12 protein-coding genes are annotated in these 12,001 nt (G+C 68.7%); 5 read left to right on the top strand and 7 right to left on the bottom strand.

Features of this window, described 5'->3' with window-relative positions; genetic code table 11:
• Window positions 1-282: 282 nt before the first annotated feature.
• Window positions 283-1,524 (top strand): MFS transporter, encoded by a 1,242-nt coding sequence (locus tag WA670_RS29815; RefSeq protein WP_336159527.1) that lies wholly within the window; start codon window positions 283-285, stop codon window positions 1,522-1,524.
• 21 nt (window positions 1,525-1,545) lie between these two features.
• Window positions 1,546-1,743, top strand: a complete 198-nt coding sequence (locus WA670_RS29810) for an MbtH family protein (protein WP_336159526.1) — start codon at window positions 1,546-1,548, stop codon at window positions 1,741-1,743.
• Between the two features lie 274 nt (window positions 1,744-2,017).
• Here the strand turns inward: WA670_RS29810 and WA670_RS29805 are convergent, their stop codons facing one another.
• Window positions 2,018-3,088, bottom strand: a complete 1,071-nt coding sequence (locus WA670_RS29805) for a S1 family peptidase (RefSeq protein ID WP_336159525.1) — start codon at window positions 3,086-3,088, stop codon at window positions 2,018-2,020.
• A 443-nt stretch (window positions 3,089-3,531) separates the two neighbouring features.
• Here WA670_RS29805 and WA670_RS29800 point away from each other — a divergent pair, with 443 nt between their 5' ends.
• A complete protein-coding gene (locus tag WA670_RS29800; RefSeq protein WP_336159524.1) occupies window positions 3,532-4,227 on the top strand; it encodes a S1 family peptidase in 696 nt (231 codons plus the stop codon).
• Between the two features lie 38 nt (window positions 4,228-4,265).
• On the top strand, window positions 4,266-4,802 hold the full coding sequence (locus WA670_RS29795; RefSeq protein WP_336159523.1) for a snapalysin family zinc-dependent metalloprotease: 537 nt from the start codon (window positions 4,266-4,268) through the stop codon (window positions 4,800-4,802).
• Window positions 4,803-4,942: 140 nt separating this feature from the next.
• Here WA670_RS29795 and WA670_RS29790 read toward each other — a convergent pair whose 3' ends face one another.
• The 6 genes from WA670_RS29790 to WA670_RS29765 all read right to left on the bottom strand — a co-directional run bounded on the left by WA670_RS29790 (window position 4,943) and on the right by WA670_RS29765 (window position 11,318).
• A complete protein-coding gene (locus WA670_RS29790) occupies window positions 4,943-6,337 on the bottom strand; it encodes a family 2B encapsulin nanocompartment shell protein (RefSeq protein WP_238606939.1) in 1,395 nt (464 codons plus the stop codon).
• A gap of 5 nt (window positions 6,338-6,342) precedes the next feature.
• Window positions 6,343-7,758 carry a family 2B encapsulin nanocompartment shell protein gene (locus WA670_RS29785; RefSeq protein WP_336159522.1) on the bottom strand — a complete coding sequence of 472 codons (1,416 nt, stop codon included), beginning with the start codon at window positions 7,756-7,758 and terminating at the stop codon, window positions 6,343-6,345.
• Window positions 7,759-7,807: 49 nt separating this feature from the next.
• The gene (locus tag WA670_RS29780; protein WP_442893140.1) at window positions 7,808-8,896 is read right to left on the bottom strand and encodes a family 2 encapsulin nanocompartment cargo protein terpene cyclase; all 1,089 of its coding nucleotides are present in this window, start codon (window positions 8,894-8,896) and stop codon (window positions 7,808-7,810) included.
• Window positions 8,897-8,915: 19 nt separating this feature from the next.
• On the bottom strand, window positions 8,916-9,767 hold the full coding sequence (locus tag WA670_RS29775; RefSeq protein ID WP_037813061.1) for a geranyl diphosphate 2-C-methyltransferase: 852 nt from the start codon (window positions 9,765-9,767) through the stop codon (window positions 8,916-8,918).
• A 391-nt stretch (window positions 9,768-10,158) separates the two neighbouring features.
• A complete protein-coding gene (locus WA670_RS29770; RefSeq protein WP_336159520.1) occupies window positions 10,159-10,488 on the bottom strand; it encodes a DMT family transporter in 330 nt (109 codons plus the stop codon).
• Window positions 10,485-11,318: an aldo/keto reductase gene (locus WA670_RS29765; RefSeq protein WP_336159519.1), complete on the bottom strand. Its 834-nt coding sequence runs from the start codon at window positions 11,316-11,318 to the stop codon at window positions 10,485-10,487. Before WA670_RS29765 ends, WA670_RS29770 begins: the two co-directional genes overlap by 4 nt.
• A gap of 41 nt (window positions 11,319-11,359) precedes the next feature.
• On the opposite strand from WA670_RS29765, the gene WA670_RS29760 reads away from it, so the two are divergent.
• The gene (locus WA670_RS29760; RefSeq protein ID WP_336159649.1) at window positions 11,360-11,977 is read left to right on the top strand and encodes a TetR/AcrR family transcriptional regulator; all 618 of its coding nucleotides are present in this window, start codon (window positions 11,360-11,362) and stop codon (window positions 11,975-11,977) included.
• Window positions 11,978-12,001: the final 24 nt, after the last annotated feature.

The raw sequence follows: 12,001 nt of genomic DNA, 5'->3' as shown, positions 1-12,001 counted from the left end.
CGGCGGATTGCCGGGGTGGCGGGTCGTGAGCGGGTCTCCAAGCACGCGCCCTTGCCGGGCCGGTTCCGCGGGTGTGGTGCGCGCTGATCGCCGGGGCACGAGCGGGCTTGTCCCCGAGGACTGTTGCGAGGCTCGGTCTGCCGTGCCCGCTGTTGTCGCTGATTGTCGGGAGGGCCGAGGGATGAGCCGAATAGCCGGGCACGACGGCTGGCCGCGGCGGGAGCCCTCCGTTGCAGCGGGCGCGAGCGCGGTTCGTCCACAGGGAGCTTCGGGAGGCGGAGCATGAGCGGGATAGCGGGCAATCGCGACTATCGGCTTCTCTGGACCGGCCAGGTCGTCTCCGAGGCCGGGTTCAGCACGACCACCATCGCATTTCCGCTGCTGGTGCTCGCGCTCACCGGGTCGGCGGCGCAGTCGGGGCTGGTGCTCGGGGCGGTCGCGATCAGTCAGCTGGTCGCCGGGTTGCCTGCGGGGGCGTTGGTGGATCGGTGGCCTCGCAAGCGGATCATGCTCGGGTGCGAAGCGGCGCAGGCGGTCGCGGCGGGCGGGTTGGTGCTCGCGTTGTATTCGGGCGTTGCCGAGGTGTGGATGCTTGTCGCGGTGGCCGTCGTGATGGGGTTGAGCCGGGCCTTGTTCGAGCCGGCGGAGGAAGCCAGTTTGCCGCGGCTGGTGGTGGAGGAGCAGGTTCCTTCGGCGGTGGCGATGAATGCTGCGCGGACTAGTGCGGGGCAGTTGTCCGGGACTGCGCTTGGTGGCTTTCTCTTCGCGGTGGGGCGGGCGGTGCCGTTCCTCTTCGACGTGGTCGCGCATGTCTTTGCGTTTGTGTCGTTGTTGTTCGTGCGGTTGCCAAGGGGACCCGAGCGGGCCGACGACGCTCCGGCCAGGCATCTGGGGCGGGAGATCGTCGAGGGGATTCGGTGGGTGTGGACTCGGCCGCCGTTGCGGGCGACGGTGTTGTGCGTGGTCAGTTTGAATCTGTTCTTTTCCGCTTATTATTTGGTAATTATTGTGCTGGCCAATGAGCGGGGGGTGCCGTCGGGGGAGATTGGCGTGATGGCGGCGATGTTGGGGGCTGGGGGGATTCTCGGGTCGTTGGCCGCGCCTTATCTGCATCGGTGGGTTAGTGCTTACGGGTTGGTCACTGGGGTGTTTTGGGCGTTGACTGTGCTGACGCCGCTTGCCGTGTTCGTCCATAATGGATATGTGATGGGGGCGTTGTTCGCGGCTGTTGCGTTTTTGCCTCCTGCGGCTAATACTGCTATTGCTACTTATCAGTTGCTGTCCACTCCGGACGGGTTGCGCGGGCGGCTCGGGGGAGTTCTCGGGGTGACTGGTGGGTTGGCTGCTGCTGCCGGGCCTGCGTTGGGCGGGTGGTTGGTGGAGGCGTTGCCTGCGGTGGCTGCTGTGTTGACTTGTACTGGGTCTATTGCGGTGGTCACTTTGGTGACGACATTCAGTCGGACTTTGCGGGGGTTGCCTGCTGCGCCTCGGGTTCGTGAGCTTGAAGAGTCTTCTGGTCAGTGAATGTCAGGAAAGGACGATGTGATGGATGACGAGGATGTGTTTCAGGTTTTGGTTAACGACGAGGAGCAGTATTCGTTGTGGCCTGCGGACAAGGAGGTTCCGGCTGGGTGGCGGGGGGATGGGATGAAGGGGAGCCGGGAGGAGTGCATGCGGCATGTGGACGAGGTGTGGACGGATATGCGGCCTCGTTCTCTTCGGGAGAGGATGGCGGCTGAGTAATCTCGGGCGGCTCGTCGCCTGGCGGCGACATTGCGCCCTCTGTGGGGCCCACCACCCCTCAGCTTGATTGTGACTACGGCGCGGGGGTGCTTGTCAAGGCGGGAAAGATGCCTTGACAAGCACCCCCGCGCCGTGTTTTTGGCTGTGTATCGGGGTTGCGGGGCTGTGGGTGCCTTGCTTCGGTGGGTGCATCGGTTGCGGTACGTGAGGGGAACCCTGAGGGAATCAGATTCCTTCAGGGTTCCCCTCACGTACCTGAAAAGGGGAGTTAGCCTTACGGAAGAACCAATCCGTAGGCGCTCAGTGCTGCGGGGACTGGCTGGAAGAAGGTTTCTCCGCCGGAGTTGCAGTCTCCGCTGCCGCCTGAGGTGAGGCCCAGTGCGGTGGCTCCGTCGAACAGCGAGCCGCCGCTGTCGCCGGGTTCTGCGCAGACTGTGGTGTCGATCAGGCCGCTCACGCTGCCTTCCTGGTAGTTCACCGTGGCGTCGAGCGCGGTGACCTGGCCGTCGTGTACGCCGGTGGTCGAGCCGCTTCGGGTGACGGTTTCGCCTACGGTCGCGTCGCCCGCTGCGGTGATTTGCTGGCCGGTGTTCACGGCGCTCGGGGCGTCCACGCCGGCGTCGTAGGTGGCGTACGAGTAGTCGGTGCCCGGGAAGTTTGCGGCGGACGTCGTGGCGATGTGCTGCGAGTTGCTCTGGTCGGCCCACCAGTCGTTGGTGGCCACGCCGCAGTGTCCGGCGGTCAGGATGGCGGCCTGGCCGCTCGAGGTGTGCACGTTGAAGCCGAGCGAGCAGCGCAGGCCCTGGCCCCAGATCGCGTCGCCGCCGCTGATCAGCGGGCGCAGTTTGCCCTTCGTCTGCGCGAAACGGGCCTTGTCGCCGAAGCGGTGGACGGCGTTGGTCACCTGGGAGAGCTTGGCTCCGGTGACCGTCGAATCTGCGGTGACGAGCACCTGTCCGGTCCGCGGGTCGACACGCCACGCGGTTCCGGGGACGCTCGCTGTGCGGGCCAGTTCCGCGGTGACGGCTTTCAGTTGGGACGCACGGTATTTCACGAACTTCGGCGTCGCGCCCGCCGCGCGGACCTGGTCGGCGGCGGCCTGGTCGGTGACGGTGACTGTCAGCCGCGAACTGGCCTGGTCGTAGAACGAGCCGACGGTGCGGTCGCCGAGCGATTTCACGAGGCTGGCGGACATGGCGGTCGCGGCTCTCGCGTTCAGCGGGGCCGCCGAGGGCTGGGCGGTCGCGACGCCCGAGGCGGCGAAAACTGATCCAGCGGCCAGAACCGCCGCGGCGAAGGCGATACCGCCGCGTCCGCCGTGTCTTTGACTGAGTGCTGGGATCATGCACATCTCCGTTTCTTGCGAATAGGACGATGGCGCACTGCGGTCAGCGAATGCGTGCGCAATTCGCAGTTTAGGGACGCTTGGCAATCTCTTATACCCACGAAAGTCGCGAATCCCGTTCGGCTTTGCTGGTCAGTGAGTCGCGGCGTCCGCTCAACGGAACTTGCCGCATCCGAACCATTAGCGGCTCGTTGAACAGCGCGGACACCGAACCGGAACAGCTTATTCCGCGTTCGGTTCATGCCGGTAATCGAGGTTCGTGCCGCCGCGCACGGTTCGAGGTCCGGTCGTATCCCTCCTTTCGACGGTGTTCGGACTCCGGCGGCCCTGGGACTCTGTGGTTTCCGTCGCGGGCCCGGCGCCCGCGAAGTCGTCCCCGGCCGTATCCCGGCCGAACTCCACTCCCGCGATCGGCGGGATTGGCTGCTATGGAAGGGAAAGCGATGCGGAAAATTTTGCTGACGATGATGGGCGCGGCCGCCCTCTTGTTCGGAGTGGCCGCACCGGCGGTCGCGGCGCAGCCGGCCATCATCGGAGGCAGCGACGCCACCGAAACCTACTCGTTCATGGTGTCCCTGGACAACGGCTGCGGCGGAAGCCTCGTCGCGCCCCAGTGGATCATCACCGCGCACCACTGCGGCCAGGCCTCGCAGGCGCGGATCGGTTCCACCGACATCAACTCCGGCGAAGTCGGCCAGATCGACAACGTGATCACCAATCCGGGCACCGATCTCACGATGATGCACCTGAGCCAGCCCGCCCAGTCCGCACCGGTCGCGATGGCGCAGAGCAACCCGTCGCCGGGCACGGGCGCGCGGCTGCTCGGCTGGGGCTGCACGAGCTGGCCCAACTGCCAGACGCCGCAAACCCTGCAGCAGATCGACCTTCAGGTCCTCGACAGCAGTGCCTGCGCGGAGGGCGGCGGCGGTTCGGGCGACGTCTGCATCTCCGGCGACTACTCGCATTCGGCCTGCCACGGCGATTCGGGCGGCCCGGCGATCGTCGGCACCACCGGGAACTGGACGCTGGTAGGCGAAACCCACGGCCCCGGCGACAACGGCGGCGAATGCGCCACCACCACCCTCTACACCGGCATCGCCCAGTACATGTCGTGGATCCAGCAGCAGATCGGAAGCTGACCCCTGTCCAGGAAACCCTTGTGCGGAGAGGAAAAACCATGACCCTGCACCGCTTTGGCCGGCTGGCCGCCGGCGCGGCCGCCGCCTTGGTGCTGCCGCTGACCGGAGCCGGCACGGCGTCGGCCGCGCCGCTGGACGCGGTCGAGCTGTACTACGACGCCAGCGGTCTGCCCGACTACCAGGCCGAGGCCACCCAGGCCGCGGCGAACTGGAACAACTCCGTGCACAATGTGCACCTCAACGGCGGCGGCGCCGCGACCATCATCATGCACGAAACCACCGGCGGCGGTTCCTACACCCAGACCGACGGCCACGGCAACGGCGACATCTACATCGACACCCAGCAGGTCGCCGAGGGCAACGACCCGACCAGGATCATCGCCCACGAAATCGGCCACAACCTCGGCCTGCCCGACCACTACGAGGGCCCCTGCTCGGAACTGATGTCCGGCCACGGCCCGGGGATCACGTGCAAGAACGCGATGCCCGACGCCCAGGAGTCGGCCCAGGTGGACGCGAACTTCGCGAACGGCTTCGCGACGGTTCGGTTGCCGGACAAGCACATTTACCGCTGACCCGGCGAGCGTTTGCGGCGGCTCAGGCGACGAGCACGGACCCCCTTCACGCCCGAGTCCGCTTGCCAGGCAAGCACATTTACCGCTGACACACCGATGCTCGCCGGAAGCACCCCGCTTCCGGCGAGCACCGGCGCACCTCAGCCGCGCGCCACCTCGACATCGTCGAGAATCCCCAGCGCGTCCGGCACCAGAACCGCGACGGAGTGATACGCACTGACCAAATAGGACGACACCGCGCGGTCGTTGATGCCCATGAACCGCACATTCAACCCCGGCCGGTATTCGTCGGCGAGATTTTTCGGCCGCAATCCGATGACGCCCGCGTCGTCTTCCCCGGTGCGCATCGCGAGCACCGACGTGGTGCCTGCCTCGGTGACCGGGATTTTGTCGCACGGCAGGATCGGGACCCCGCGCCACGCGGTGACGCGTTTTCCGTCCACCACGACCGGCTCCGGGTAAATGCCCGCCCTCGTGCATTCGCGCCCGATCGCCGCTATCGCCCGCGGATGTGCGAGGAACAAGCGCGTTTTGCGGCGCCGGCAGAGCAGTTCGTCCAGATCGCCCGGCGTCGGCGGACCGGTGCGCGTGGTGATCCGGGATTTGAGATCGGCATTGTGCAACAGGCCGAAATCCGGGTTGTTGACCAGTTCGTGTTCCTGCCGTTCGCGCAGCGCCTCGACGGTGAGCCGCAATTGCTGCTCGAACTGGTTCATCGGGTCGTTGTACAGATCGGTGACGCGGTTGTGCACCCGCAGGACCGTCTGCGCCACCGCGAGGTCGTACTCGCGCGGCGAGGGCTCGTAGTCGACGTACGTCCCGGCCAGAACCGGTTCGCCGTCGTGACCCGCGGACAGGTCGATGTTCGCCTCGCCCTTGCGGTTCTGCGGTTTCCGCGGCTGGGACACGGCCTGCGCGACGTGCGCGCGCAGGGAGTCGAGCCTGCCGTTGAGCCGGGCGTACGAGCCGGCGGGCAGCGCCAGCGCGACCACCCTCGTGGCGGCGCGGGCGGTGAATCCCCAGGTGGCGTCGTCCCCGGAGAGGAGTTCGCCGCCGAAGTGGTCGCCGTCGGTCGCGGTGCCGAGGTGGGTTTCCGCGCCGTACTGCCCCTCGCCGTGCCGGGTGACCTTGCCGTGCACGACGAGGACGAGCTGGTCCAGCGGCTGCCCGGCGGTGACGAGCGTGCTGCCCGCCTCGTACTCGCGTTGTTCGAACGCGTCCGCCAGCGCCCCGAGGGCGGTTTCGTCGGCGAAGCCGCGCAGCAGCTCGATCTCGGTGAGCTCGAGCGGGACGACCTGCACCTGCGCTCCGGTCTGGAAGAAACTCACCTTGCCGTCGCCGACGGTGTAGGTGAGCCGCCGGTTGACCCGGTAGCTGCCGCCGGGCACCTCGACCCACGGCAGCTGCGACAGTAGCCACCGCGTGGTGATCGAGCGCATCTGCGGCAGCGACTTGGTGGTCGTGGCGAGGGTGCGGGCCGCCTTGACGCCGAGGGAGAGCTGCTCCTGTCGGTCCGTTTGTTCCGTGACGGGCACCGCGCTCAGCCCTCCCGGCCGATTTCGGCGGCTTCCAGCACGGCGAGCGCGTCCGGCACGAGGACGGCGGCGGAATAGTAGGCCGAGACCAGGTAGGACAGGATGGCCTGCTCGTTGATGCCCATGAACCGCACGTTGAGGCCCGGCTGGTACTCGTCGGGCAGCCCGGTCTGGTGCAGCCCGACGACGCCCTGGGCCTGTTCGCCGGTCCGCATCAGCAGCACCGAGCTGGTGCGGGTCTCGGTGACCGGGATCTTGTTGCACGGCAGGATCGGCACGCCGCGCCACGCGGGCACCTGGTGACCGCCGAGGTCGACCGAACCGGGGTAGATGCCCGCCTTGCTGCATTCCCGCCCGAACGCGGCGATCGTCTTCGGGTGCGCGAGGAAGAACCCGGGGTCCTTCCACACCAGCGACAGCAGCTCGTCGAAATCGTCCGGCGTCGGCGGGCCGGTGCGGGTGGGCACGCGCTGGTCGAAGTCGGCGTTGTTCAGCAGGCCGAAATCGGGGTTGTTGACGAGTTCGTGCTCTTGCCGTTCCCGCAGCGCCTCGACGGTGAGCCGCAACTGCTGCTCGGTCTGGTTCATCGGTTCGCTGTAGAGGTCGGCGACCCGGCTGTGGACCCGCAGCACGGTCTGCGCCACGCTCAGCTCGTACTCGCGCGGGGAGGTGTCGTAGTCGACGAACGTCCCCGGCAGCTGCGGTTCGCCGTCGTGGCCCGCGGCGAGGGCGATCTCGGCCTCGCCGTGTTCGTTACGGGCCGTGCCGCCGCCCGCGACGAAGGCGTCGAGGTGCGCGCGCAGCGGGTCCGAGCGGTTCAGCACGCCTTCGAATTCCTGGCGCGACAACGTCAGCACGGTCGCGGCGGTGACCGCCTTGGCGGTGTACTCCCAGATCCCGTCCGAGGTGGTGAGCACGTTCTCGCCGAAGTAGTCGCCGTCCACGAGCGTGCCGAGCACGGTCTGGTCGCCGTAGGCGCCGACGCCCGCCTTCGTGATCTTGCCGTGCGCGACGAGGAACACCTGGTCGGCGCGGCTGCCGAATTCGGCCAGCACGTCGCCCGGCTGGTATTCGCGCTGCTCGAACCGGCCGGCGAGCTCGGCCAGCGCCTCCTCGTCCTCGAATCCGCGCAGCGGCGCGAGCTCCCCGAGCTCCGGCGGGATGACCCGGACCTCGGAGCCGCTGGTCACGAACGTGACCCGGCCGTCGCCGACGGTGTAGGACAGCCGCCGGTTGACGCGGTACGTGCCCGCGGACACCTCGACCCACGGCAGCACCTTCAGCAGCCACCGCGTGCTGATGCCCTGCATCTGCGGCACGGACTTCGTCGTCGTGGCCAGCTGCCGCGCCGCCGCGCGGCCTAGGCTCAAGGGTTCCTGGTCCTCCACGTCCGCGGAGTCGACCGGGTCGGTGACAGTCACAGCGAAACCACCTTGTCTGGGTTGCGAAGCCTGGGATCAGGGGTGCGGGTCAGGATCGGTAGCGAGGGTTCGTGGCGTGCCATTCGAAGCCGCCGCCCATCCAGTCGCGGACGCCGGCGAGGAAGCGCTGCAGTTCCGGCGACGGGATCGAGAGCAGGGCGCGGTGCCCCTCCTCGAACTCGCGCACCATCCGGTTGTGCAGCGCGACCGTGGTCTCGACCGCCTCGGAGACCGGGCAGCCCCGGTCGGCGGCGATCTGCAGCACCATGTTGCAGACCGGGTTCTCGTCGGCCGCGTCCTTGGCCACCGAATGGAGGTCGTTGACCAGGACCGTCGCGGTGCCCGCGCGCATCATCGCCTCCCGCACGCGCGGGTCGTAGTAGAACGGCGCGGGCAGTTCGTACCCGCCGACCGCGTCGACGAGCGTCATCGACGTGTAGAAGCTGTCGTGCTGGCGGGACGCCAGGTACTCCCAGGCCGGCGGATAGCGGCCGGTGTGGCGCCACGCGGCGTAGGCGTCCCAGCTGACGAACATCGCGAAGGTCGAGTAGCAGACCCGCTGGACCAGCACCGGCGAACCGTGCCTGCCGAGATGGTCGACCGCGGAGCGGAACCCGACCCGGATCGGATCGGCCCGCAGCGCCTCCTCCAGCGGCTCGGAGAACTCGCCCGCGGGCGCGACCGGGTCCATCGCGGCCATGACGAGCGCCAGCCGCGGCGGGAGCTCGGTCGGCGAGGCGCCGAGGGAGCTGTCGTCGGCGTAGTAGTCGTCCGCCGCCCACCACACCGCGTTGAGCTGCGCGGCGATCAGCAGCCGGTCGGGGTCGGAGGTGTCCGGGTGGGCGAGCATCACCAGCCTGCCGAACGTGGCCTGCGCGATCTGGTCCAGCCCCTCGCCCTCGAACCCGCAGTCCCGCGCCCACGCGACGAGCCGCCGGTCCACCTCCTCGGCGAGCGGTTCGTCGACGCGGCGCACGACCGGGCAGTACAGCGGCGACGCGCTGCCGTCGCCCCATTCCCGCTCCGCGTAGGCCGGATCGGTCCCGCGCGGCGGCGCGAACTGGGCCGCGATCCGCGCCGCCGAGGTCCCCAGCCCGGCCGGGCCAGCCAGCGCGGGGTGGGGCCGGACCGCTGCCATTCCGGACATGTCGGCCCGCTCAGACGCGGTCGGCGGCGATGAGCAGGTAGTGGAAGCTGCCCTCGCGGTAGGCGGTCAGGAACGGCCCCTCGATGCCGGTCGCGACGGACGACTGCTCGCGCAGCTCCCAGTACGGGATGGTCGCCTCGGTCAGGTCCACGACGTTGATCGGGACGAAACCGTTGGCGGCGAGCGCTTTGAAATAGTCGCCGCGCGCGTGGATATTGCAGATGTAATGCTGGTCGATCTGGCTTACCGCGCGCGAACGCCCGCCGGTCAGGTCGTTGTAGCACCCGGTGATGGTCACGAATCGCCCGCCGGGGGCGAGCTGCCGCGCGTGTTCGGCGAACAGCTCGTGCAGATCGACGTACATCGTGCTTTCGTTGTTCCAGATCCCGGCGAAATCGCCGCTTTCGAATCCGGTGTCGAGCATGTTCCGGAGATGGAATCGCACCGAATCGTCGATTTCGCGCAGCCGGGCCTGTTCATTGGCGAAATCGACCTGCTGCTCGGAAATGGAGATGCCGTCCACCCGGCAGCCGAACCGCTGGTGCGCCTGCACGCTCGTGCCGCCGCGGCCGCAGCCGGCGTCGAGCAGCCGGGCGGTGGGATCGATGTCTCCCAGGTGCTGCAACAGAAACTGCGACTGCGCGGTCTCCAGCCGGTGCATCTCGGCGATGATCGCCTTGTCCCGTTTTTCCCCGCGTCCGTCCAGGACGGACGGATCGTAGTCGCCGATGCCGTAGTGGTGGTGGTAAAGCCCGTCGACGTCGCCGAGGCGCAGGTTGACCGGATCCTTTTCGGCGTTCCAGTAGTCGGCGACCGACTGCTGATACGCGGTGCGGGCAACCGGACGGGCAACAGACGTCATCATGTACTCCCTTTTGGACCGCAATTTCCGGCCGTCACGCGGCGAACTGTGCCGGCGCGCTTCGTCTCGGCGCGAGGCGCTCGGCTTTTCTCCCTCTGCGTCCGAGGCTAGCGAGGATTCTTTTCCCCGGACAAGACGGTTCGCGGGAATTCACTCGCGGGCTGGCGGGAGCGGTCCGGCGTGCCTCTTCTGGCCTAGGAAACCGCTCCTGCGGGGTGTTCGCGCGCCGGTCGCCGGGCCACGTTCGATGCCGCCGCGGACACGGGCGGATGACGGATGGCGACAGCCTGTGGACGATGCCGGCAGACGGGTGACGCCCGATGGGCCTAAGCGGTTCCGGGCCGCGGAACTCCGGGGGCCGGGCCGGTCGCTCGCGGGACCGGCCCGGCTGTCACGCGGTCCGGGAGGTCAGCTGGAGCAGGACGACCCCGCCGACGATCAGCGCGAGCGCGAGGATCCGCGCCGCGCTGACCGGCTCGCGGAGCCAGAAGATGCCGACGACCGCGGTGCCGACCGCGCCGATCCCGACGAACACCGCGTACGCCGTGCCGACCGGGACCGTCTTCATGCCGACGTTCAGCACGTACAGCACGAGGACGGTGAGCACCCCGCAGACGAGCGTCGGGACGAGTTTGGTGAAGCCCTCGGGCAGGCGGATGCTGTGCGCCCAGGCGATTTCGAGCAGCCCGGCCGCGAAAACGGCGATCCAGCCCATCGTCATGCCTCGTCGAGCGCGGCGCGAACGCCGGACGGCAGGGCGAGTTCCTGCGCGGCGACGAGGTCGGCGAGGTGGGCGGGGTCGCTCGTGCCGGGGATGACGGCGACGTTGGGCGCGAGGTCCAGGAGCCAGGCGAGGGCGAGCGTCGCCGCCGAAACGCCGAGCTTCCGGGCGTGCTCGGCCACCGGCGAGCCCCCTCCGGCCAACGCTCCGTTGCCGAGCGGACGGAACGCCAGATACGGGATCCCGGCGGCGGTGGTCGCGTCGAGGACGTCCCGGCCGCCGGCGTGTCCTACGTGGTACTCGTTCTCGACGGACGCGATCGGCGTGACCGCGCGCGCCTGGTCCAGCAAATCGAGGGTGACGTTCGAGACGCCGACGTGTTCGAGCAGTCCTTCGTCGCGCAGTTCGGCGAGCGCCCCGACGGTGTCCGCCCACGGGACAGTGCTGTCCGGCATGAACCTGGCGTGCACCAACGGAAGCCGTTCGACGCCCAGTTGTGCGAGGTTATCCCGGACGGCCGCTTTGACCGCTTCCGGCGCGGCGTCGGCGACGAACCCGCCGTCCGGGCTGCGTCGCGCGCCGACCTTGGTGGCGATGAGCAGGTCCTCCGGATAGGGCCGCAGCGCCTCGGCGAGCAGGCGGTTCGCGACCTCGGGCCCGTAGTAGCCGGATGTGTCGATCAGCCGGATCCCCGCGTCGACGGCGGCACGGACGGCGGCCTTGGCGCGCTCCGGATCGGCCGGTTCGCCCATGGCTTTCGGCCCCGCGAGCTGCATGGTCCCGTAGCCGATCCGGCGCACGGTACGGCCGGCGAGCGTGAACGAGTGCATGAAGCTGCCCCCAATCAGTTATGTGGACACTGTGTCCACTTCTGACTGTACTCGATCCGGACACGCTGTCCAGATACAGTGACGGGGTGAACAGCAAGCCAGTGACCGAACGGGCGGACGCCGCGGCGAACCGGCAGCGGATCCTCGCCGCGGCCGAGGAGCTGTTCGCCACGAGAGGCCCGGACATCACGATGGGCGACCTGGCCGCGGCGGCCGGGGTCGGACGCGGGACGCTGTACCGGCGCTACGACAGCGTCGCCGCGGTGGCGGTCGCGTTGCTCGATGAGCACGAGCGGCGGCTGCAGGAAGCGATGCTGTCCGGACCGCCGCCGCTCGGACCGGGCGCCGCGCCGCGGGAACGGCTGGTGGCGTTTTACGACGCGATGATCGATTTGCTGGAGCGGCATTTGCCGCTGGCGCTGGGCGCGGAGACCGGGGCCCGGCGGTATCAGACCGGGGCGTACGGGTTCTGGCGGGTTTTCGTGGCGGCGCAGGTTCGCGAGGCCGGGTTGAAGGACGAGGCGTTGCCGGACGTGCTGCTGGCTCCGCTGGCGCCCGATCTGTACCAGAATCAACGGCACGAGCGCGGAATGTCGGTAGCGGCGGTGAAGAAGGCGGTGCGTCGGCTGGCTTGCGCGCTGCCGGAGGGGGACGGCTGAGCGGGCCGGAGCCGGTGGGCGGGG

Origin of the sequence: Amycolatopsis sp. VC5-11, assembly GCF_037034185.1 — a bacterium.
Taxonomy (GTDB): Bacteria; Actinomycetota; Actinomycetes; order Mycobacteriales; family Pseudonocardiaceae; genus Amycolatopsis; species Amycolatopsis nivea.
The sequence above is the reverse complement of the archived record's forward strand: the minus strand, read 5'-3'. Positions and strand labels throughout refer to the sequence as shown.